20 protein-coding genes are annotated in these 21009 nt (G+C 56.9%); 11 read left to right on the forward strand and 9 right to left on the reverse strand.

Features of this window, described 5'->3' with window-relative positions:
• Positions 1-83: 83 nt before the first annotated feature.
• Entirely contained in the window at positions 84-989 is a 906-nt protein-coding gene (locus tag JYG33_RS00790) for a LysR family transcriptional regulator (RefSeq protein WP_207873738.1), read from the reverse strand.
• Positions 990-1089: 100 nt separating this feature from the next.
• Between JYG33_RS00790 and JYG33_RS00795 the strand changes: the two genes are divergently transcribed.
• The gene (locus JYG33_RS00795) at positions 1090-2145 is read left to right on the forward strand and encodes a YeiH family protein (protein ID WP_207873740.1); all 1056 of its coding nucleotides are present in this window, start codon (positions 1090-1092) and stop codon (positions 2143-2145) included.
• 77 nt (positions 2146-2222) lie between these two features.
• On the opposite strand, the gene JYG33_RS00800 is transcribed toward JYG33_RS00795, so the two are convergent.
• Complete coding sequence (locus tag JYG33_RS00800) at positions 2223-2603, reverse strand: SirB2 family protein (protein ID WP_207873741.1); 381 nt, start codon at positions 2601-2603, stop codon at positions 2223-2225.
• A gap of 120 nt (positions 2604-2723) precedes the next feature.
• Positions 2724-3590, reverse strand: a complete 867-nt coding sequence (locus JYG33_RS00805; protein WP_207873742.1) for an MBL fold metallo-hydrolase — start codon at positions 3588-3590, stop codon at positions 2724-2726.
• 74 nt (positions 3591-3664) lie between these two features.
• Here JYG33_RS00805 and JYG33_RS00810 point away from each other — a divergent pair, with 74 nt between their 5' ends.
• The 3 genes from JYG33_RS00810 to JYG33_RS00820 are packed head-to-tail and all read left to right on the forward strand — an operon-like array spanning position 3665 to position 4830.
• On the forward strand, positions 3665-3991 hold the full coding sequence (locus tag JYG33_RS00810) for a metalloregulator ArsR/SmtB family transcription factor (RefSeq protein ID WP_207873743.1): 327 nt from the start codon (positions 3665-3667) through the stop codon (positions 3989-3991).
• A complete protein-coding gene (locus tag JYG33_RS00815; protein WP_207875684.1) occupies positions 3981-4409 on the forward strand; it encodes a YeeE/YedE family protein in 429 nt (142 codons plus the stop codon). The genes JYG33_RS00810 and JYG33_RS00815 overlap by 11 nt, the downstream gene beginning before the upstream one ends.
• 10 nt (positions 4410-4419) lie before the next feature.
• Positions 4420-4830, forward strand: coding sequence for a DUF6691 family protein (locus JYG33_RS00820; RefSeq protein ID WP_207873744.1), 411 nt, complete (start codon positions 4420-4422; stop codon positions 4828-4830).
• 18 nt (positions 4831-4848) lie between these two features.
• Here the strand turns inward: JYG33_RS00820 and cadR are convergent, their stop codons facing one another.
• A complete protein-coding gene (gene cadR / locus JYG33_RS00825) occupies positions 4849-5280 on the reverse strand; it encodes a Cd(II)/Pb(II)-responsive transcriptional regulator (RefSeq protein WP_207873745.1) in 432 nt (143 codons plus the stop codon).
• 78 nt (positions 5281-5358) lie between these two features.
• Here cadR and JYG33_RS00830 point away from each other — a divergent pair, with 78 nt between their 5' ends.
• Positions 5359-7680, forward strand: a complete 2322-nt coding sequence (locus tag JYG33_RS00830; protein WP_243430232.1) for a cation-translocating P-type ATPase — start codon at positions 5359-5361, stop codon at positions 7678-7680.
• Between the two features lie 241 nt (positions 7681-7921).
• A complete protein-coding gene (locus tag JYG33_RS00835; RefSeq protein WP_207873746.1) occupies positions 7922-9640 on the forward strand; it encodes a SulP family inorganic anion transporter in 1719 nt (572 codons plus the stop codon).
• A gap of 193 nt (positions 9641-9833) precedes the next feature.
• Here JYG33_RS00835 and JYG33_RS00840 read toward each other — a convergent pair whose 3' ends face one another.
• The 4 genes from JYG33_RS00840 to glpK form a co-directional block, all read right to left on the reverse strand.
• The gene (locus JYG33_RS00840) at positions 9834-10949 is read right to left on the reverse strand and encodes a formylglycine-generating enzyme family protein (RefSeq protein WP_207873747.1); all 1116 of its coding nucleotides are present in this window, start codon (positions 10947-10949) and stop codon (positions 9834-9836) included.
• Positions 10936-12648, reverse strand: a complete 1713-nt coding sequence (locus tag JYG33_RS00845; RefSeq protein WP_207873748.1) for an arylsulfatase — start codon at positions 12646-12648, stop codon at positions 10936-10938. The genes JYG33_RS00840 and JYG33_RS00845 overlap by 14 nt, the downstream gene beginning before the upstream one ends.
• Before the next feature lie 506 nt (positions 12649-13154).
• Complete coding sequence (locus tag JYG33_RS00850) at positions 13155-13607, reverse strand: TM2 domain-containing protein (protein ID WP_207873749.1); 453 nt, start codon at positions 13605-13607, stop codon at positions 13155-13157.
• A 27-nt stretch (positions 13608-13634) separates the two neighbouring features.
• Positions 13635-15128: a glycerol kinase GlpK gene (gene glpK, locus JYG33_RS00855; RefSeq protein ID WP_207873750.1), complete on the reverse strand. Its 1494-nt coding sequence runs from the start codon at positions 15126-15128 to the stop codon at positions 13635-13637.
• Positions 15129-15322: 194 nt separating this feature from the next.
• Here glpK and JYG33_RS00860 point away from each other — a divergent pair, with 194 nt between their 5' ends.
• On the forward strand, positions 15323-16921 hold the full coding sequence (locus JYG33_RS00860) for a glycerol-3-phosphate dehydrogenase/oxidase (protein ID WP_207873751.1): 1599 nt from the start codon (positions 15323-15325) through the stop codon (positions 16919-16921).
• Positions 16922-17043: 122 nt separating this feature from the next.
• Here the strand turns inward: JYG33_RS00860 and JYG33_RS00865 are convergent, their stop codons facing one another.
• Positions 17044-17541 (reverse strand): C40 family peptidase, encoded by a 498-nt coding sequence (locus tag JYG33_RS00865; RefSeq protein ID WP_207873752.1) that lies wholly within the window; start codon positions 17539-17541, stop codon positions 17044-17046.
• A gap of 437 nt (positions 17542-17978) precedes the next feature.
• Here JYG33_RS00865 and flhD point away from each other — a divergent pair, with 437 nt between their 5' ends.
• From flhD to motB, 4 genes are all read left to right on the forward strand, one after another.
• On the forward strand, positions 17979-18305 hold the full coding sequence (flhD, locus tag JYG33_RS00870) for a flagellar transcriptional regulator FlhD (RefSeq protein WP_003804716.1): 327 nt from the start codon (positions 17979-17981) through the stop codon (positions 18303-18305).
• A 30-nt stretch (positions 18306-18335) separates the two neighbouring features.
• Entirely contained in the window at positions 18336-18986 is a 651-nt protein-coding gene (gene flhC, locus JYG33_RS00875) for a flagellar transcriptional regulator FlhC (protein ID WP_207873753.1), read from the forward strand.
• Between the two features lie 191 nt (positions 18987-19177).
• Positions 19178-20053: a flagellar motor stator protein MotA gene (gene motA / locus JYG33_RS00880; RefSeq protein WP_009455183.1), complete on the forward strand. Its 876-nt coding sequence runs from the start codon at positions 19178-19180 to the stop codon at positions 20051-20053.
• A 12-nt stretch (positions 20054-20065) separates the two neighbouring features.
• Positions 20066-21004, forward strand: coding sequence for a flagellar motor protein MotB (gene motB, locus JYG33_RS00885; RefSeq protein ID WP_207873754.1), 939 nt, complete (start codon positions 20066-20068; stop codon positions 21002-21004).
• Positions 21005-21009 lie beyond the last annotated feature (5 nt).

The raw sequence follows: 21009 nt of genomic DNA on the forward strand, positions 1-21009 counted from the left end.
TTATGATCCCTTCTGTTTGTGCTGCACTGCAGCAAGAATAGCACTGCTGCGGGTGTCAACCATCTTCAGAATGCAAACTTGCGTCAAGTTTTGAGCGGTGAAGCGCTGGCGGGAGGGCTTTGCAGGTGGTCGGCAAAGGCGCTTAATACCTGGCTGCGATAGCGTTCTTTATGCAACACCAGGGACAGACGGCGCTTTAAATCCAGAAATGGGGTGTCCAGAATACATAGTCGCTGATTGGCAACAGCGTCCAGGGTGGCTGCTTGGGGCAGGCAGGCCAGACCCAGCCCGGCGATGACGGCTTGCTTGATCGCCTCCACCTGGCCCAGTTCCATCAGCACATGTCCACCGGGCAGCACGTTCAGGGCTTGCTCTGTCAGGGCGCGTGATGCCGAGCCGCGCTCACGCATAATCCAGCTCATCCCGGCAAAGTCTGCTTTTTCCAGCGTGGTTTTGGTCGCCAGCGGGTGATCGGGGGCGGCGCAGACCACCAGCGCATCTTCGCGCCAGATCCAGGTTTCCAGTTGTGGATGGTTCACCGGGCCTTCCACGCAAGCAATGTCGCAGCCATGCTCCAGCAATTGATTGATGATGTTTGCCGTGTTGTCCACCGACACATGCAAGGAGACACGAGGGTGTTGGCGCACAAACTGGCCCACCAGATCTCCAATCAAATAATTGCCGACGGTATTGCTGGCCCCGATGCGGATCTCGCCGCGCAGTTCACTTTCTTCCTGCTGGCTTTGCATTTCCCGCAGGCGCTCCAGAATCTCGCGTGCGTGCGGCAACAATTGTTTGCCGCGGCTGGTGAGCTGCATGCGCCCCGGAGTGCGTTCAAACAAGGGGCAGTCAAGCTGCTTTTCCAGCTCGGCCAAGGCCATGCTGGCGGCGGGTTGGGACAAGTGAATCTCGGCTGCGCAGGCGCGCACAGTGCCCAGGGTGGCAATACCGACAAACACTTCCAGTTGTCTGATGCTGATCGCATTCATGATAAATAAAATTGATACTTACGATAAGTAATAATGAATTTTTTAATACTCGGGGTCAACCTAAAATTACTTTTAATTATTACCAATCTGGAATGACGAGATGAGCAGTGTGACTGATTTATCAGCAGGAGGCACCGCCCTGAAGGCGCAGGGGAAACCGGGTTTCTCTCTGAAGCCGTCGCGTTGGTGGGGCTTTTTGTTGTCGGTGGCCGTGGGCGTGGCGGCGATGGGCCTGGGCAAACTGTGGCCTTTGATTGGTGGCCCGGTGTTTGCGATTGTGTTGGGGATGGTGGTCCGTAACAGCATGGGTGTGGCCACGGTGTTTCAGCCGGGTCTGCGCTTTTCGTCCAAAGTGCTGTTGCAGTGGTCGATTATTGGCCTGGGTTTTGGCCTGAGCCTGCCGCAAGTGATGCGTACCGGGATGGACTCTCTGGCGGTCACGCTGGTGACGCTGACTGTCGCTTTTGTCACGGCGATTGTGCTGGGTCGGGCCTTGGGAATTCCTTCCAAGCTGCGCACCTTGATCGGGGTCGGGACGGCGATTTGTGGTGGCTCGGCCATTGCTGCGGTCACACCGATTCTGAAGCCTGAAGAACATGAAACCGCCCTGGCGATTTCCACCATCTTTATCTTCAATATTGTGGCGGTGCTGATTTTCCCGCTGGCCGGTCACATGATGAATATGTCGGACGCAGGTTTTGGCGTGTGGGCCGGAACGGCGATTAATGATACGTCTTCGGTAGTGGCTGCGGGCTATAGCTATAGCCGTCAGGCCGGTGACCACGCCACCATTGTCAAGCTGACGCGTGCCACCCTGATCATTCCTATTTGCCTGATTCTGGCGGGTCTGGAAATGTGGCGCTCGCGTCAGGCTGGCCGGGACTTTGACCTGATGCGCGTGTTCCCCTGGTTCATCGTCTGGTTCATGGTGGCTTCCGGTTTGCGCTCGCTGGGTTGGGTGCCGATGGAGTGGCTGGAGCCGCTGCGTTTCATGGCCGAGTTTTTGATGGTGCTGGCATTGGCGGCTATTGGTCTGTGTTCGGATTTGCGGGTGATGGCCCGAGCCGGAGCGCGGCCTGCCTTGTTGGGCCTGGGTGTCTGGATCGCGGTGGCCGTCAGCAGCTTGCTGGTGCAGCGCTGGATAGGCGTCTGGTAAAGCGGGGAATAGTAAAAAGCCCCCTGACAATGGAAGATTTCTTCCATTGTCAGGGGGCTTTTTTATATCTGGCTTGCTTAGACGAACCAGGAAGCAGGGCTACGATTCAGGGCCACGCCCACGATATACGCAAAGATGGCAATCGCGATGACAGCGGCCACGCCACGGCTGAACGGGGTTTTACCGCGTTTGATCGCAAAGCTGCCCACTACGATATAGACCACCAGCAGCACGATTTTGGTCAGCAACCAGGGCTGGTTGGCCGCTGCACCCAACATGCCGGCCAGGGCCAGACCACAGACCAGCAAAACGGTGTCGATCACATGCGGAGCAATACGCACGAAACGACTCTGCAAACAGGCAGACCCAGTGACTGACCAGAAGGCCCGAATAATAAAAAACAAGATGCTCAGCCCGGCGGCTGTCATGTGCAGATGTTTGAGGGCCATGTAAGTCATGCCTGGTATCTCCTTCTGAGGTTCAGGGTGCAGAAAAAGGCAGTATACGCAGGCTAAGCATTAAAGAGTTTGTTCTGCGTCTGATTCGGTGCAGCATCAGACGCAAAAAAACAGCCGGGTTTAAAGCAGGTTAAGCGGCAGTTTCAAATAGACCTGCCCATTGCTTTCAGGAGCAGGGAAATGACCTGCCCGGATGTTGATCTGGATAGAGGGCAAGATCAGACGCGGCATGCCCAGCGTTTTGTCGCGCTCCGTGCGGCGCTGACAAAACAGCTCCTGGCTGATGCCGTCCCGCACATGGATATTGCCGTCTTTTTGATCCTGAACCGTGCAGTGGTAGTCAGGCTCGCGCCCTTCAGGTGGATAGTCGTGGCACATGAACAAGACGGTGTCTGCGGGTAAGGCCAGCAGGCGCTGGATGGATTCATAAAGCTGGCTGGCACTGCCGCCTGGAAAGTCGCAGCGTGCGGTGCCTACATCGGGCAAAAACAAGGTGTCGCCCACGAAGACCCCCAGCCCTTGCACGTGATAGGCCATATCAGCCGGGGTATGGCCGGGTACATGCAGGGCTTGGACCGGAATGGCACCGATCTGAAAAGATTCCTGATCCTTGAACAGCGTATCGAAGGGCGTGCCATTGGCCTGAATTTCCGCCTCTATATTAAAGATGCGGCTGAAGGTGGATTGCACTTGCTGGATGTGCTCGCCAATGGCTATTTTTCCGCCCACCTGCTCTTGTAGCCAGACTGCGGCAGACAGGTGGTCGGCATGGGCATGGGTTTCCAGTATCCATTGCACTTCTAGCTGATGCTGGCGCACAAAATCCACGACCTTCTGGGCCGACACGGTGCTGCTGCGACCGGACGCGGCGTCATAGTCCAGCACCGAGTCGATGATGGCGCATTCACGCTGACCTTCGGCATAAACCACGTAGGTGAAGGTGGCAGTATCCGTATGAAAGAAGCTGGCGACCTGGGCTTGGAGCATGTCAGACCTCTTGTTGCTTATAAAATATGAAAAGATATTATATAATAATATATATTGTATTTTTGTAGAACGATATGGATCAAACCGAACTGGAAGCTCTGCGGCAGGTAGCAGGCCGAGCCAGCAGCTTGCTGGGCAGCCTGGCCAACCCCGACCGCCTGATGATTCTCTGCACCTTGGTGCAGGGGGAATGCAATGTGGGGGAATTGGCGCAGCGCAGCGGTATTGCACAGCCTACTTTATCCCAGCAATTAACCGTCTTGCGGCGCGAAGAGCTGATTGCCAGCCGCAAAGAGGGCAAATACGTCTATTACCGTCTGGAAAACCCGGCGGTGCTGGCTGTGATGCAGACTTTATATGGAATCTTTTGCGCCCCAGGAGGGACCGATGATCGCAATTGACTGGAGTTCCTTTACCCCGTGGAGCGCTTTGCTGGGTGGCGCTTTGATTGGTTTGGCGGCCGCCGTGCTGGTGCTTTTCAATGGCCGGGTGTTTGGTATATCTGGATTGCTGTCGGGCACCTGGAGCGGGGCTGTAGGGGACAGAGGCTGGCGCTGGATGGCCTTGCTGGGCCTGGCGGCGGCGCCCTGGTTGTACCGTTTGGCCGGGGAAACCGTGCCCGTCGTGCAAGCGCAGCCCTGGATGTGGGTGGTAGTGGCCGGTTTGCTGGTGGGTTTTGGTACTCGCTTGGGTTCAGGCTGCACCAGTGGGCATGGCGTATGTGGCTTGTCGCGTCTGTCGCCCCGTTCTTTGGTGGCGACGCTGACTTTCATGGCCAGCGGTTTTCTGACCGTGTTTGTTCTGCGTCACCTCTTCTAAGGAGCCCGCCATGCAATATTTCATCGCTTTAGTGTCTGGCCTGATTTTTGGCTTGGGCTTGTTGGTTTCCGGCTTGGCCAACCCCAGCAAGGTGCTGGCGTTTCTGGATCTGGCGGGCGCCTGGGACCCGTCTTTGGCCCTGGTGATGGCCGCGGCGATTGCGGTGGCGATTGTGCCATTCAGTATCGCGCGTCGCCGCCCTTGTGCTTTTGTGACCGGCCAGCCCATGAATCTGCCCAAACAGCGTCAAATCGACCGTCCTTTGGTATTGGGGGCCTTGATTTTTGGTGCTGGTTGGGGGGTGGCAGGTTTTTGCCCCGGACCGGCCATTGTGCTGGCAGCGTCGGGCGCGCCTTTGGCTATTTTGTTTCTGGTCGCGATGCTGATCGGAATGTGGGCGGCAGGGCGGGTGCGTGGCTAAGTGCTGTGCCACACAGCCTTAGCCCAAATGAGTGCTGGGAGTCGGGACTTGATCCGGCTCCATATTCACCAAACCCTGCAAAATACCGCAGTGCTCCAGGCCACCGGCCTGCCCGCAGCGGTGACGCAGTTCAATCAGTTGTTTTTGCAGATGTTCCAGTTCGGCAATACGCACGGCAACGTGCTCGATGTGCTCATCCAGCAAATCATTCACCGGAGCGCAGTCTTGCGCCGGGCCGTCCATAAATGCCAACAGGCCGCGAATTTCTTCGTGGGTCATATCCAGGCTGCGGCAGTTGCGGATAAAACGTAGCCGTTCCAGGTGGATATTGCGGTACAGACGGTAATTGCCTTCGCTGCGTTCCGGCTCGGGCAGCAGCCCGACCTTCTCGTAATAACGGATGGTTTCCGTGTTGCAGTGGCTTTTTTCCGCCAATTCACCGATTTTCATTGTTGTGCCTCCATAAGGCTTGACCTTGTAGTTACTTTAGGCTTTCTACTGGTCTCATGCAAGAAGCGAGGAACCGCTATGACATCAGCTAAGAATACTTCAACGCTCGGCGTGGGGCAGTGCGCTACATCCGCCAGCCAGACCGAGCATGCGCATGACCACAGTCATGATCACGACCATGCTGCGGGCGATCACAGTCACGATCACCAGCATGATCACAGCCACGATCATGCCGAGCCCGCGTCTCACGCCCATGAAGGTGCGTGCTGCTCGGCACCGGCCTTTGGTCCTTCGGTCGCATTGGCCGCCAGCACCTCTACGCGTCTGGTGGTACAGATTGCCGATATGGACTGCCCGGCAGAAGAGAACATGATTCGCTCCGGCCTGAAAAAGCTGGATCAAGTGCAAAACCTGGGTTTTGACCTGATGCAGCGAGTGTTGACGGTGGACCACACCGACGGCGCACGCGACAAGGTGTTGAGCGCTTTGCGTGGTCTGGGCTTTGAGCCCCGTATGGCCGATGAAGAGCCAGTGAAACAGGCCTCTCCCAAGCAAGGTTTGATTCGCATCGCCGGGGCGGTGGTCCTGGCCTTGGCCGCGGAAATCAGCCATTGGCTGGAGGCCCCGGAATGGCTGGTCGTTATTCTGGCCTTGGCTGCGATCTTGTCTGGCGGTGTGCAAGTTTACAAAAAGGGTTGGATTGCGCTGCGTAATGGTCAGCTCAATATCAATGCCTTGATGAGTATCGCCGTCACGGGTGCGGTGCTGCTGGCCCAATGGCCGGAAGCCGCCATGGTGATGTCCTTGTTCAGCCTGGCTGAATGGATAGAAGCCCGTTCTTTGGACCGTGCCCGCAATGCGGTGGACAGTCTGCTCAAGCTGGTGCCTGATGAGGTACTAGTCAGTGCGGACGGCAAGGACTGGCAGCGCGTACCCGCCAATCAGGTACAGGCCGGTTGGCAAGTGCGTGTCGCACCGGGTGAGCGCTTTGGTCTGGACGGCAAGATTTTGCAAGGTCAAAGCACCGTTAATCAGGCACCGATTACGGGGGAAAGTGCCCCCGTGGACAAAGCCCCGGGTGACGAGGTCTTTGCAGGCACCATTAACGGCATGGGCGAGCTGGTGTATCAGGTGCAGGCTGCTCATGATGAAACCTTGCTGGCCCGGATTACCCGTTCGGTTCAGGAAGCCCAGGCCAATAAAGCTCCAATTCAGCGTTTTGTAGACCAGTTCTCCCGCGTCTACACCCCGCTGGTAGTGATTGCGGCTGTCTTGATGGCGGTGGCCTTGCCCTTGATCTGGGGCTTGAGCTGGTCGGAGTCCGTATACCGTGCCCTGGTTCTGCTGGTCATTGCTTGCCCTTGCGCTTTGGTGATTTCCACGCCGGTGGCTGTCGTCAGTGCCCTGGCCAGTGCTGCCCGAGCCGGTATCTTGATCAAAGGTGGCGTGTATCTGGAGCGGGCTCGTCAACTGCGTTACTTGGCCGTGGACAAGACCGGCACCTTGACCTTGGGCGAGCCTTCCTTGAACGAGTACGGCAGCTTGCGTCAGAGCTTGTCGGATAGTGAAGTGCTGGACATGGCTGTGGCCTTGGCCGAGCGCTCTGATCACCCCGCTTCGCAAGCGATTGCCCGTGGTCGTGTCAGCTCGGGTTTGTTGAGTCTGGACCAGTTTGAAGCCTTGGCCGGAAATGGCGTGCAGGCTCAGGGTTCGACCGGCCAATTGCGCTTGGGCAAACGTAGCTGGGTGCTGGGCCAGAACAAGGCCGAGTCCAGCCAGGCCGAGCAGCAAGCGGTAGAGAGCGGTGCCACCATGGTGTATCTGGGTGACGAGAACGGTCTGCTGGCCTGGTTCGGCATGATGGACACCTTGCGTCCTACGACCACTCAGGCGATTCGCGATCTGCAAGCGCAGGGCGTGCAAGTGGAAGTGCTGTCGGGCGACCATGAGCAAGCTGTGCGCCATGTGGCCCAGCAAGCCGGGATCAAGGATTTTCGAGGTGGTTTGCTGCCCCAGGACAAGCTGGACCGTATCGAGGAAAAACTGGGGAATGGTCTGGTGGCGATGGTGGGTGATGGCATTAATGATGCGCCCGCCCTGGCCCGTGCAGATGTGGGTATCGCCATGGGAGCACTGGGTTCGGACATTGCGATCGAAACGGCCGACGTTGCCTTGATGGACGATGATCTGGGCAAGATTGCCTTGCTGATGCGTCAATCGCGAGCCTTGCACGCGGTGCTGTGGCAGAACATCAGCCTGGCCCTGGGCATCAAGGCCGTGTTCCTGGTGATGGCCCTGACCGGACAAGCCACCATGTGGATGGCCGTGTTTGCCGACGTGGGTGCCAGCTTGCTGGTGGTGCTGAACAGCTTGCGTTTGCTGCGCGCCCGCAACCCTTAAATTCCGTGTTCGTTGCACTCAAACTCCACCTTTTCGAGGTGGAGTTTTTTTTACTGGCGGCCGCGAGGTGGAGCGCAAGCCGCAGGCGCAGCGTGGGGGCTTTTTTATGTTTCATCAAATAAGGCCATCACTAACGTGAAGTTTGTTTGACACGCAGTAGTATCATTAAGGCTTCATTTGAGTGTAGGCCTTGCTTGTTTCTCATCTGTGCCGAGCAAGCTGGGCATGACAAGGACGCGCGATGATTGCACTGCTGGAAGCGGGTCGAGCCGGACTCCTGGGGCGAAAACATTGGCTAAATAACCTGCTGGCCGGTTTGGTGGTGGGGGTGGTGGCCTTGCCTCTGGCGATGGCCTTTGCCATTGCATCCGGGGTCAAGCCCGAGCAGGGCTTGTATACCGCCATTATTGCCGGGCTGGCGGTTTCCTTATTTGGCGGCAGCCGGGTCCAGATTGCCGGGCCGACGGGCGCTTTCATTGTCATCTTGTCCGGGGTCGTGGCACAGCATGGTGTCGCTGGCCTGCAAATTGCCACCCTGATGGCCGGGGTGATTTTGTTGCTGCTGGGCCTGTTGCGCCTGGGGGCGGTGATTCGCTTTATTCCCGACCCGGTGATCGTGGGTTTTACTGCCGGGATTGGCGTGATTATCTGGGTGGGGCAGTGGCGGGACTTTTTTGGGCTGCCCGTCGTTGAAGGCCAGCACTTTCATGAAAAGCTCTGGTTTTTGCTGCATAACCTGCCGTCGCTGGACTGGGCCACCACGGTACTGGGCGCCTTGTCGCTGGCCATTCTGATTCTGGTTCCCAAAGTTCCTGCCTTGGCACGCTTGCCGGGACCTTTGGTGGCCTTGGTCGTCATCACGCTTATTCAGGCTATTTTCCGCTTTGAGTCGGTGGCTACCATCGGCTCCAGTTTTGGCGCCTTGCCTAGCGGTTTGCCCTCGTTTCAATGGCCTGAAATTACCGTGACCCGTGTGGTGGAGTTGATCGGGCCTGCCTTTGCCATTGCCATGCTGGGGGCGATTGAGTCCTTGTTGTCCGCGGTAGTAGCCGATTCCATGACGGGCACCCGTCACGACTCCAATCAGGAACTGGTGGGGCAGGGGATTGCCAACGTGCTGTCCCCTTTGTTTGGTGGTATCGCGGCCACGGGGGCGATTGCCCGTACGGCAACCAATATCCGTAATGGTGGAACCAGCCCCATTGCGGGTGTGGTGCATGTGATCTTTCTGGTGCTGGTTTTGCTGTTCCTGGCCCCGCTGGCAGCGTATATCCCGCTGACTGTTTTGGCGGCGATCCTGTTCATGGTGGCCTGGAATATGAGCCAGGCTCGACTCGTTGTGCGTTTGCAGCGTCGCATGCCCCCGGCAGATCTCTTGATTCTGTGGGTCACCTTTGCCTTGACCGTATTTGCCGACCTGGTGGTGGCCGTCAATATCGGTGTGATTCTGGCGATGTTGTATGTGCTCAAACGGACTTCGGACGGGGTGCAGGTGCGAGCCTTGGAAGGGCGTCGCCTGCAACGTGCCTTGGACCTGTCCTTTAGCCAGGAGCTGCGTCAGGATATTTCGGTACTGACTTTGGAAGGGCCTTATTTCTTCGCCAGCGTGGAAGCGGTTAACCGCTCTTTGCTGACGGTGTCGGAGCCGGTCAAGGCGATTGTCTTGCGCTTGAACTACGTGCCTTTTGTGGATGCGACGGCTATGCAGGCGTTGGAAACGGCCTTGATGGAACTGGAGCAGCGCAATGTGATGGTGGCCTTGTGCGAAGCCAATGAGAAAGTCAGCCGCAAGCTGGTTCGTATGGGTTTGTTCAAGCAAATCCATGCGCAACGTGTCTTTGATAGTTTGCAGAACGCCTGGGAAAGTGTCAGCGAGACGCTGGATTATCGGGCTGCTGAGGAAGCCGCAAAGGAAGTGACTTTGTCGTCTGATAATGGTGGGGCTGCGCGAGCCGGGTAAGGCATGCTCAGATGATAGGAGGAGAGCCCTATAGGCATCTTCTCTTGTGCTGCGAGATAAACGACACCCCAATAATTGGGGTGTCGTTCATTACAGAAGCGGCAGAGAGTCTGATTGTGTAGCCATACCTTTTCGGAGCCCCACGCCTTGGTAAAGACGACAAGGTCAGGGCGTGGCAAAGGGGCTTCCAGCCTTACTTTGCAGGCGTATTCAGCACAGTACGAAACCCCACGTGCTGGGTAGACATCGTGGTTTCCTGTGGTTGGCGTGATGCGGGTCGATAACGTACGCAGAAGTTGGCAGCACACAGGAAAGAGCCACCCTTGATAACGCCTGTGGCCGGATTCCCCTTGGCATCTGTTGCTGCCGTGATAAGGGGTTTGGGAGTCTGTGGCCTATGCTGCGGCTGCCACACACTGCGCGTCCATTCCCAGACATTGCCAACCGAATCCCACAAACCATAGTTGTTGGCTGGAAAGCAGCCTACGGGGGCAGTGCCTTCGTAGCCATCACGAACCAGATTCTTGGCGGGGAAATTGCCTTGCCAGGTATTGGCCATCAAGCGGCCTCGCAACTCGGGGGTGTTGCCCCAGGGATAGGTCGCGCCCTCCAAACCGCCACGCGCAGCAAACTCCCATTGTTCTTCGGTGGGCAGGTCGCGGCCCAGCCAATGGGCATAGGCCAGGGCATCTTCATACGCGATATGGACGACAGGGTGGTTGTCCCGGCCATCCACGTTGGTATTGGGGCCGCCTGGGTGACGCCAGCTTGCTCCGGGCACCCACACCCACCAGTTGTAGCTGCTGGGCGATGCCGCCTGGTGTTGATCATGTCCCTCGTGATGGTCGTGATCTTGTGTCGCTGTCGGTGGTGTAAAGACGGCGGATCCAGGCTGACGATACTGTTCGGGAACCTGAACATTCGGCGGGAAATCCGGCACCCGCTCTGCCTGGGTCACATAGCCGGTTGCTGCTACAAAACGGGCAAACTGGGCATTGGTGACTTCGTGCTGATCAATCTGAAAAGCGCGGACCTCTACAGGGTGGACAGGTTTTTCCTCTGGATAGCCTTCGTCGGAACCCATCAGAAAGCGTCCGCCGGGAATCGCGACCAAACCCGACTGATTGGATATGCCCTTGGTGGCTGGGCCGAAGCCTGTGGGCAAGCCGCTATAGGCCTGGCAGTCGTGAGCGGGAACCGGAGGCGGGAGTTTCTCGGAGCCTTCAGCCGCTGCGGGCAGCGGGGCTGCTGCCAGCAGCCCGCATACCGCCAGTAGTGCCTTGGCTCGGGGGAGCTTAAAGGACTTCATCCAGATCCTTGTAGTAGTTCAGGCTGTTGCTGTAGCCAGGGCGCGAGGCCAGCCCTTCAAAGTCCTCGACGCCATTGCGCTTGGCATATTGCTCGTACTCGGCAATCAGCTCTTTGAGCTTTTCAGGATGTTTTTCAGACAGATCGTTCTGCTCGGAGCGGTCTTCGACCACATTGAACAATTCCCAGCGGTCTTTGCCCCACGGTGCATTGGCGTAGACGATTTTCCAGTCACCCAAGCGCATGGCGCGGCGGCCGTTCAGCTCCCAGCCCTGGCGGAAGGTTTCATGTACCTGATCGCTGCGACCGGTCAGCAGGTCCACCATGGAGTTGCCCTGCATGGGGATGACTTCACGACCACGGTATTCGCCTTTGGGTTGCTCGATCTGGGCCAAAGCCAGAATGGTGGGGGCGATATCGGTGACATGGGCCGGAGCGCGCACAAACTCGCCCTGACGCTTGCCACCGGGTACGCGCATGATGCTGGGTACCGAGATACCGCCTTCATACATAAAGGCTTTGTACAGGTTGAAGGGCGTGGAGCCGACTTGCGCCCAGCCTGGGCCGTATTCGACAAAGGAACCGGGGCGGCCGGTGTTCTCGTAGCTGTTGTCACGATGATTATGTGCCCAGGCGCGGGTTTCGCCTTCGTCCAGCACAGTATTGCCGTCGGCACCGTTGTCAGACATGAAGATCACTACGGTGTTGTCGTATTGACCCGTTTGTTTCAGGTGCTCAATAACGCGGCCAATTTGCGCATCCATCGCTTCCACCATCGCGGCGTAGACGGCCATGCGTTTGCTTTCGACCCGTTGTTGCTCCGGGCTCAGCTCTTTCCAGCGCGGCCAGGCAGGATTGCCGACGTAGCCTTGCATATCCTGTGGCACCAGGCCCAGTTTCTTCATGCGGGCCAAGCGCTCTTCACGCAATACGTCGTAGCCTACGTCGTAGCGGCCTTCATATTTGCGGATGTACTCGTCGGGGGCGTGCAAGGGCCAATGCGGAGCGGTAAAGGCCAGATAGGCGAAGAAAGGCTGATCCTTGCGCTTGTCGGCGTCGATATAGGACATCAGGCGCGAGGCAAAGAATTCACTGGAGTAGAAGTCTTTGGGTAGTTGTACTTGCTTGCCGTTTTCACGGTACAGGGCAACTGGCGCTTTATTGGCATCAAACGTGATGATGCCGCTTTGATCGAAGTGGCTGGCACCACCATGCATCAAGGCATAGGACTGGTCAAAACCACGATTGGGTGGGGCGACTTCTTCTTTCACACCCAAATGCCACTTGCCCGCCATATAGGTGCGGTAGCCGTTGTCTTGCAGGACCAGCGGAAAGGGCAGGGCGCGGTCGCTTAGAAAACCTTCATAACCGGGCAAACTGCGCTGCTGGGGTGTCATCAGCTCGGCCATGCCACCAAAGCCGACTTGGTGGTTATCGGCACCAGACATCAGCATGGCGCGGGTGGGGGAACAGAAGGGAGAAGCGTAAAAATCGGTCAGTGCCACCCCGTCTTTGACCAGGGCGTCCAGATTAGGCGTGGAAATTTCCCCACCAAAAGCACCAATATCCGAGTAACCCAAATCATCGGCCACAATCAGCAAAATATTGGGGCGTGTTGTCTCTGTGGCTGCGTGACTGCTTAGTGTGCAGGCGGCCAAAGCCAGGCCCAGCATGCTGCGCAGCAAATAGGTGTTTTTCATTTTCTTGTGTCTCAATCTAGTTATGTGTGTAGTGACACTTGCCGTCGGTTCGGCCTCTGATGCAAGTCAGCGATGTGCAGGCACATCAGGCCGTGGACGCAAGTGCCCTAGGGCATGTCTATTGTTTTTGTGTCGGGAACTACCGGGTAAACGGATGTGTAGACAGAGCCAGCAACAAAGGCTTCACACTTTTGATCTGAGCCGCCGCTGCCAGTCTTCGAGAGGCTGGCGTGTCTCCCCCAATTCGATTGAACACGAAGCCGCCCGGGGATTTCCAAGACTAAAAAGGTTTACTTGCATACCTGGAAGGTATGGTGGCTAATATAAGTATTGGAAATCAAGGGACTAGGCTTGTAAGCGGCGTGGGCTGTGGTTTTCCCTGATGAGGCCACAAAATGGCCCGCATGGAGCCTGGTTATTGGTGTTCGCGCGCCTTGAGCTGCGTGCCAATGAAGCAGCCATAAAAAAAGCCCCAGCAAGTGGGGCTTTTGTGAACGGTATGGAAATTAACGGGCCAGTTTGAATTCATCGTCACCCATAAAGGCGTAACGCAAGGCGTCGATCAGAGCCAGGAAGTAGGCCAGGGGCGACCAGATGGCAAACAACACCAGGAACAACAAGCCCATGCCGATCTGGCCCAGATAAAAGCGATGTACGCCCAACCACCCCAGGAAAATCGCCAGCACAATCGCGATTTTGCGATGGCTGTTGGGCTTGCTCATCTCATCTTTCTTGTTCTTGGAGATCCAGATCACCAGCGGGACGGTAATGATCAAGGCGATCAGTGCCTTGCCCCAGTGGATCATCAGGTATTGCTGAACTTCCCGCATCAAAGCGATGAAGTCCTCAAACAGAAATCCCAGGTAAGAGGAGATATAGCGGAAGATGGCCTCGCCAAAGGTCAGGCCCAACATCACGATCAGAAAGATGGCAATGCCTAGAATTATTTTTTGCAGCATGGTGTTTCCGTTAAAAAAACAGCAAGTTCAATAAGTTCGTGCCTGACGCACGGCCTGTTCCCAACTGAGCATCAGGCTGTGTGCCTCATCGCGCGACATGGCGGGTTCAAAAGTGCGATCGCACTGCCACAGCGCTGCAATTTCCGGCAGGCCCGAATACAGGCCGCTGCCCAGGCCCGCCAGATAGGCGGCGCCCAAGGCCGTCGTCTCAATAGTAACGGGACGCACGACGGGCAGGCCCAGCAAATCCGCCTGAAATTGCATCAGAAGATTATTGGCGCAAGCGCCGCCATCAACACGTAGCTCGTGCAGGGCGGGCCCGCCGTTGGCTTGCACGTCTCGATTCATGGCTTGCAGTACAGCCGCACTTTGATACGCAATGCTGTCCAGGGCCGCGCGGGCAATATGGGCCATGGTGGAGGCACGTGTCAGGCCTGTAATGGTGCCGCGTGCCTGGGCGTCCCAGTAAGGCGCTCCCAGGCCGGTGAAGGCGGGCACCAGTCGTACGCCCTGGGCGTCGGGTACGCTGCGTGCCAGGGCTTCTACCTGGGCGCTGTGCTCCAAAGCCCCCAGGCCATCGCGTAGCCATTGAACGACGGCGCCGCCAATAAAGACGCTGCCTTCCAGCGCATAGGCGGGTGTGCCGTCATGTTGGGCAGCGCTGGTGGCGATCAGGCCATTATGGGATTGGGGTACTTGCGAGCCGCAATGCATCAACAGAAAACAGCCTGTGCCGTAGGTGTTCTTGGCCATGCCCGGTGTGGTGCAAGCCTGGCCGAACAGGGCGCTTTGCTGGTCACCGGCGACACCGCAAATAGGAATGGGGCTGCCCAGAATGTCGGGGCTGCAACGGCCAAACTCAGAGGCGGAGCCTTGCACCTGGGGCAGCACGCTGGCCGGGATGGTGAATAAAGCCAGCAAGTCCTCGTCCCATTGTTGGGTATGAATGTTGTAGAGCAGGGTACGGGAGGCGTTGCTGACATCTGTGGCGTGAACTTTGCCGCCGCTCAAATGCCAGATCAGCCAGCTATCAATGGTGCCAAAGGCCAATTCACCCCGCTCGGCCCGTTCACGGGCGTCGGGAATGGTATTTAGCAGCCAGCGCAGCTTGGACGCTGAGAAATAGGCATCAATAGGCAGGCCGGTTTTGGCGGTGATGGCGGCCTCGTGGCCTTGTTCGCGCAACTGGGCGCAGAAGTCCTCGGCGCGTCGGTCTTGCCAGACGATGGCCTTGTGCAGGGCTTGTCCTGTGCGCCTGTCCCACAGCACCGTGGTTTCGCGCTGATTGGTAATGCCAATCGCATGAATGTCCTGGGGACGCAGGCCCGCCTGTTCGATGGCTTGTCGAGCCGTCTGGAACTGGGTATCCAGAATTTCCTGGGGATCGTGTTCCACCCAGTCTGTACGCGGATAGTATTGCTGGGTCTCTTGCTGCGCCTGGGCCAGAATGCGGCCGTCTGCCGCCACAATAAGGCTGCGCGAGCTGGAGGTTCCCTGATCAAGAGCAAGTAGGAATGTCATGCGAAGGGGCAGTAAAAGCAGAGCAGCACACAGTGTACCGGCTCTATGTGGCCTGTGTCTGGCCCGGAGGGGGCGCTGATACGTGAGCAAACAAGTTTCACTGGACGGTAAAAGTTCAGGGGCTAAAATCAGGGTAAATCCCGAGCCAGCCAGTGTTTTTGGGTGTCTGCTAATTTCAGGTCCGACTTCATCTTATGACTACATTAAGTTCCCCCTTATTGACTGATAGAGCCCAGATGTTGGGCGCCTTGGCGCGCACCACAGAGGTAGATATGGTCGTGGTGGGTGGCGGTGCTACTGGCCTGGGCGTTGCGGTGGATGCCGCCTTGCGTGGCCTGAGCGTGGTCGTTCTGGAAGCCTGGGACTTTGCCAAAGGCACGTCCTCGCGGGCGACCAAGCTGGTGCATGGAGGAGTGCGTTACCTGGCGCAGGGCAATGTCAGCCTGGTGCGCGAGGCCTTGCGTGAACGCATGCATTTGCTGAGCAATGCGCCGCACCTGGCGCAACGTCTGCCTTTTGTGATGCCCAGCTACAAATGTTGGGAGACCCCGTTTTATGGGGTGGGCCTGATGGCGTACGATGGCTTGGCGGGGCGCGAGGGGCTGGGTCATACCCAATTTTTAAGCGCATCCAAGATTCGTCAGCTTCTGCCCGGTGCGCGGCAAAGCGGCTTGAAGGGGGGCGTCAAATATTGGGATGGCCAGTTTGATGATGCCCGTCTGGCGCTTGCTCTGGCCCGTACCGCGGCCTTGAATGGCGCTTTGCTCATTAATTACTGCCCGCTTACCGAAGTCCTGCATAGCGAAGGCAAGGTGTCCGGCGTGCGCTGCCAGGACAAGGAAAGTGGTCAGACTTACGAGATCCGTAGCAAGTGTGTAGTTAATGCCACGGGCGTGTGGGTGGATCAGGTTCGACAACTGGATGCCCAGGAAGCCGGACGCGAACTGCGCCCTATGGTCTCGCCCAGTCAGGGCGTGCATTTGGTCGTCGATCAGGAGTTCTTGCCGGGTGAGCACGCTTTGTTGGTGCCACGCACCAAGGATGGCCGAGTGCTCTTTGCCGTGCCTTGGCTGGGCAAGCTGATTCTAGGGACGACCGATACCCCCCGTGACGATATTCCTCTGGAGCCGCGTCCCTTGGCGCAGGAAGTGGATTTCATCCTGAAAGAATCCGCCAATTATCTGCAAAAAGCCCCAACCGTGCAGGATGTACGCAGCATCTGGGTGGGCTTGCGGCCTTTGGTGCGTCCGGCTGCCGAGTCGGCGGCAGGGCAGACGCAATCCATCAGCCGGGAACATAGCATTACTGTCAGTGCCAACGGCTTGCTGACCGTCACTGGCGGTAAATGGACCACTTACCGTGCCATGGCCGAGGACGTTCTGGAACGCTGCCAGCAGTCCGGTTTGCTGGGCGCTTTGCCAGCCTGTCGTACGCAAGAGCAGCGCCTGGTTGGCGCGTCTTATGTGGGCGACCGTCGCTCCCTGGGGCGCACAGCAGGTCTGGATGCCTACGGTAGCGAGGCGGATTGGGTGCAGACCTTGCCTGGTGCTGATCAGGAATTGGCCCCCGGCTTAAGCGTGGCGATGGTGCGTTTTGCCTGCCGGTTTGAATATGCACGTACGGTGGAAGATATGCTGGCTCGCCGTTCACGATTGCTGTTTCTGGATGCCCGCCTGGCTCAATCGGTGGCTCCTGCTGTGGCTGCCATTATGGAAGAGGAAACGGGCCGCTCTCCTGAGTTGGACGCCTTTCTGGACCTGGCTGAGCAATACGCGACTGTGCCCACGCGATAAACGCATTCAAACTATAAAGGGCCCGCTTATCACGGGCCCTTTTGCTATTGATGCTCAATGAAATCGGGCCTTGAAAGACAAGGCCCAGTTTCATTCAATCCCTGCGCTGGCTAGCCGATGAATCAATCAAAGAAAGTGCGAGCCGTTTCAAAGCGTTTGGCGAAATAGGGATTATCCAACGAATCAATCCGTACCCGTCCACCACTGGAGGGCGCATTGATGAATTGTTGCTTACCTATATAGATACCGACATGCGAGTTTGGCGCGCCCAGCGTATTGAAAAACACCAGATCGCCGGGGCGTAGCTGCGCGCGGCTGACGCGACGGGCCGCACTGGCCTGATCGCTGGTGCGACGCGGGATAGGGGAGCTGGATTCCTGACTGAAGACATAGTGCACCAGGCCGCTGCAATCAAAGCCGGTAGACGGGTCGCGCCCGCCATAGCGGTAGGGCGTATCCAGCAGGGTCAGGGCGGACAGGACGACGGCTGAGCGGCGCTGATCATCCACCCCAATGGGTTTGCCGGCTGGCAGGCGGGAGGAAGGAGTGTGTGCACACGCTGCCAGGAGCAGTGTCAGGCAGAGGGCGAACAGACGTTGCGTAAAAGCAGCAGGAAGCATGGGCTGTTACAAAACGGAGAGGGTGGGGACGAGGAAAGTTGTCACCAGAAGAATATCCGATATTTCGCCCGTTTTTAGGCAGAGACTGAGTGTGATGGTCGAGATATGCATTAATTAATGGCTAATGTATGCAACAAAACATATTTTTGACACAAGCGTTTTGATCTTTGTCATGTTACATCTAGTTTATATCTACAACATTAAGTGAGCATCTGATAATATTCTGCTGTGTCTTGATACGTTTATTGCATAAATCCGACGTTTTCCATGTTTTTCGGGCATTCATAGACAGTATGTGTCGGAAGCGTCGATAATGTAAAAAATATATTCATGCAATAGATTGCAAGGCATGATACATATTTATGTAACTTTGACTATTTTAAATGTGTTTTGTTACAAGAAAATCGCTGATTAACAGTTTTACAAGGATGGCTGACATGCCCGTATCGGAAAATTCGCTGCTGAATGATATTCAGGAAGTCAATTTGTCGTACTTGTTACTCGCGCAGCGCCTGCTGCGGGAGAATTTTTCGGCAGGTATGTTCCGTTTGGGCTTCGATACCGATGTGGCAGAGACCTTGTTGCGTCTGTCACCGGCCCAATTGGTCAAGCTGGCCAGCTCCAGCTCGTTGATCTGCGGCTTTCGCTTCAACGACTACGACCTGCTCACCACCTTGACGCAGAATGTGCTGGGAGGGGTATTGCAGCAGGCTCACTCCACCATTCTTCTGTCACAGCGCGCGACGGCAGAACAAGCGGGTTAAACCGGCTTGGAACCTATTAAATCAAGAACTATGGCTATAAAAAGCGTCGCCAAAGAAGCCCAGGAAATTGGGCTTGCTTCCGACATGATTGAGCTGGGGGCGCGCTTGCAGGTTCTGCAAGCAGAAACATCACTAAGCTACGACCGGCTGGCCCGTTTGTACCGCGAAGTCAAAGGTTGCTCGCCGCCCAAGGGGATGCTGCCTTTTTCAGTCGACTGGTTCATGACCTGGCTGCCCAACATTCACTCCAGTCTTTTTTACAGTATTTACCAGTTCATGGCCGCGCATACGCCTTGCGATAAAAGCCGTGCCCTGGTGGAGGCGTATCGCCTGTACCTGGAGCAGTCTTCGGCGGGCCGTCTGGAAGTGGGGCCGGACGAGGAACCTGTTCTGAGCTTTACCCGTGCCTGGATGCTGTTGCGCTTTTTTGATAGTGGCCTGTTGCAGTTGTCCCAGTGCGAACGCTGCAAGGGCGGCTTCGTCGCTCATGCACACGATCCCGAAGCGGGCTTTATTTGTGCGATTTGCCGTCCGCCACCCCGGGCGGGCAAAACACGCGCCAGCAAGGCACGCAGCACACCTAAGTCTCCTGCCAGCAAAAGTCGAAAATCAGAGCCGGTCAAGGAGGCGCAAGCCAGGGCAGATGGGCACGTCATCACCAATGCGGACGTGCCCGTTTAAGTAGAGCTTTTACCGTCAGTGTGCAGCAAAGCCGGATGGATGCTGGTTTTTGATGTCGATCTGATAAGAATCTGAACGTGTCAAGGCAACTGGAAGCGTCGATCTAGGCTAGAAAAAGGCCTTTAACGCGTCGTTTTAGCCCGGTTGCTTGCCGCCATCATTAGCAGCGTGTATTTGAAGAAGGCGTATCCGTGCTTATCATCCTTGGATATATCATTGTTTTCGTCTCCGTTTTCGGGAGCTTTGTGGGCCTGGGTGGGCATTTAGGTGCGCTCTACCAGCCTTTTGAATTACTGCTGATTGGTGGCGCGGCCCTGGGGGCCTATTTTGCGTCCAACAGTGGCAAGTCCATCAAGCTGCTCGCGAAAGCCTTGCCGATTGCGTTCCGCAGCAGCCCCTATAACAAGCAGTTGTACATGCAACTGATGGGGATGTTGTCCGTGCTGCTGAACAAGGCACGCCGCGATGGCATGATGTCCATCGAAGCCGATATCGAGAATCCTGAACAAAGTCCCATCTTTGCCGACTACCCCAACGTGGTGAAAGATCCGGCCTTGATGAACTTTGTGTCTGACTACCTGCGTTTGATGATCAGCGGCAATATGAGCTCGTTTGAAATCGAAACGCTGATGGATCAGGACATCGAAACTCACCAGCACGAGCGCAACGTGCCTGCACGCGCCTTGCGTGAAGTGTCTGACGCCTTGCCCGCTTTCGGGATTGTGGCGGCGGTACTGGGTGTGGTGAAAGCCCTGGCGTCTGTGGACCAGCCGCCTGCGGTGCTGGCCGATCTGATCTCCAAAGCCATGGTCGGGACCTTTCTGGGTATTTTGCTGGCCTATGGTTTCGTGGCTCCCTTGGCTGCAACCATCGAGCGTCGTACCTCTGACTCGGTCAAGGTGCTGGAGTGCATCAAGGTGACCTTGCTGGCCAACCTGAACGGCTACCCGCCTCAGTTGGCGGTGGAGTTTGGCCGTAAAGTGCTGTTCTCCTCGGATCGCCCTTCGTTCCAGGAACTGGAAGAGCATGTACGTCAGGCCCGTTCGGGTGCTGGTCGCAAAGCCTAAGCGGATGCGTTCATGAGCAACCATAAGGACCGAGTCATTATCCGTCGCAAGAAGACGGCGCATGCAGAGCACCACGGTGGTAGTTGGAAAATTGCCTACGCCGACTTCATGACGGCGATGATGGCTTTTTTCCTGGTGATGTGGATTCTTTCCCTAGTTCCCAAGCAGGACTTGAAGGAAATTGCCGATTACTTTCGCATGCCCTTGATGGACGCTGTTTCCGGCGGCTATCAGGCGGACTACTCGCGCAGTGTGATTCCTGGCGGCCAGCCTAGCCTGGTGCCTAATCCTCACCCCGGAGCCAATCCCGGTCAGGCGGCCGATGACCGTCTGGATGTGGAGCGTCTGGAAGATTTGAAATCGGCTCTGGAAGAGCTGATTCGCATTGACCCCGTCCTGAAAGAGTTCCGTCCGCAATTGCTGCTGGACATGACCCAGGACGGTTTGCGCATTCAGATTATTGACCGTCAAAGCCGCCCCATGTTCTCCACGGGCAGTGCGCAGGTGCAGATTTACATGCGAGCCATTTTGCGCTCGCTCAGCGCTCCTTTGAACGAGATGCCCAATCGCATCCTGATTTCCGGCCACACCGACTCGCTGCAATACGCCAGTGGCGAGCGTTTGTACAGTAACTGGGAGCTGTCCGCCGACCGTGCCAACGCCGCTCGACAGGAACTGGTGGCTGGTGGTCTGGCCGAGGCCAAAGTCAAGCAGGTCGTGGGTTTGGCCGATAGTGTGAGCCTGGTTAAAGATAACCCTGCGGCAGCCGTAAATCGACGTATCAGCCTGCTCGTGCTCAATAGCCGGGCGGAACGACGCATGGACGAGCAAGCCGCAAGCGGTTCGGAAGAGTTCGATTTGCGCGAAGCCATGCAGGAGACCGAAGGACCTATCAGTATTCATATTCCCGGTCTGCCTGAGATGCCTTCTGCCTTGCCTGTGGTGCCTTAGGGCCT

This window comes from Alcaligenes sp. SORT26, from assembly GCF_017377875.1.
GTDB classification, from domain to species: domain Bacteria; phylum Pseudomonadota; class Gammaproteobacteria; order Burkholderiales; family Burkholderiaceae_B; genus Alcaligenes; species Alcaligenes parafaecalis.

Bases quoted from the DNA above. Each gene is read 5' to 3' on its own strand.
- cadR (WP_207873745.1), bottom strand. From the start codon at position 5,280: ATGAAAATCGGTGAATTGGCGGAAAAAAGCCACTGCAACACGGAAACC.
- JYG33_RS00810 (WP_207873743.1), top strand. From the start codon at position 3,665: ATGGATCAAACCGAACTGGAAGCTCTGCGGCAGGTAGCAGGCCGAGCC.
- glpK (WP_207873750.1), bottom strand. From the start codon at position 15,128: ATGACATTCCTACTTGCTCTTGATCAGGGAACCTCCAGCTCGCGCAGC.
- JYG33_RS00835 (WP_207873746.1), top strand. From the start codon at position 7,922: ATGATTGCACTGCTGGAAGCGGGTCGAGCCGGACTCCTGGGGCGAAAA.
- JYG33_RS00820 (WP_207873744.1), top strand. From the start codon at position 4,420: ATGCAATATTTCATCGCTTTAGTGTCTGGCCTGATTTTTGGCTTGGGC.
- JYG33_RS00800 (WP_207873741.1), bottom strand. From the start codon at position 2,603: ATGACTTACATGGCCCTCAAACATCTGCACATGACAGCCGCCGGGCTG.
- JYG33_RS00805 (WP_207873742.1), bottom strand. From the start codon at position 3,590: ATGCTCCAAGCCCAGGTCGCCAGCTTCTTTCATACGGATACTGCCACC.
- JYG33_RS00850 (WP_207873749.1), bottom strand. From the start codon at position 13,607: ATGCTGCAAAAAATAATTCTAGGCATTGCCATCTTTCTGATCGTGATG.
- motB (WP_207873754.1), top strand. From the start codon at position 20,066: ATGAGCAACCATAAGGACCGAGTCATTATCCGTCGCAAGAAGACGGCG.
- JYG33_RS00845 (WP_207873748.1), bottom strand. From the start codon at position 12,648: ATGAAAAACACCTATTTGCTGCGCAGCATGCTGGGCCTGGCTTTGGCC.
- JYG33_RS00840 (WP_207873747.1), bottom strand. From the start codon at position 10,949: ATGAAGTCCTTTAAGCTCCCCCGAGCCAAGGCACTACTGGCGGTATGC.
- JYG33_RS00865 (WP_207873752.1), bottom strand. From the start codon at position 17,541: ATGCTTCCTGCTGCTTTTACGCAACGTCTGTTCGCCCTCTGCCTGACA.
- flhC (WP_207873753.1), top strand. From the start codon at position 18,336: ATGGCTATAAAAAGCGTCGCCAAAGAAGCCCAGGAAATTGGGCTTGCT.
- JYG33_RS00790 (WP_207873738.1), bottom strand. From the start codon at position 989: ATGAATGCGATCAGCATCAGACAACTGGAAGTGTTTGTCGGTATTGCC.
- flhD (WP_003804716.1), top strand. From the start codon at position 17,979: ATGCCCGTATCGGAAAATTCGCTGCTGAATGATATTCAGGAAGTCAAT.
- JYG33_RS00795 (WP_207873740.1), top strand. From the start codon at position 1,090: ATGAGCAGTGTGACTGATTTATCAGCAGGAGGCACCGCCCTGAAGGCG.
- JYG33_RS00830 (WP_243430232.1), top strand. From the start codon at position 5,359: ATGACATCAGCTAAGAATACTTCAACGCTCGGCGTGGGGCAGTGCGCT.
- JYG33_RS00860 (WP_207873751.1), top strand. From the start codon at position 15,323: ATGACTACATTAAGTTCCCCCTTATTGACTGATAGAGCCCAGATGTTG.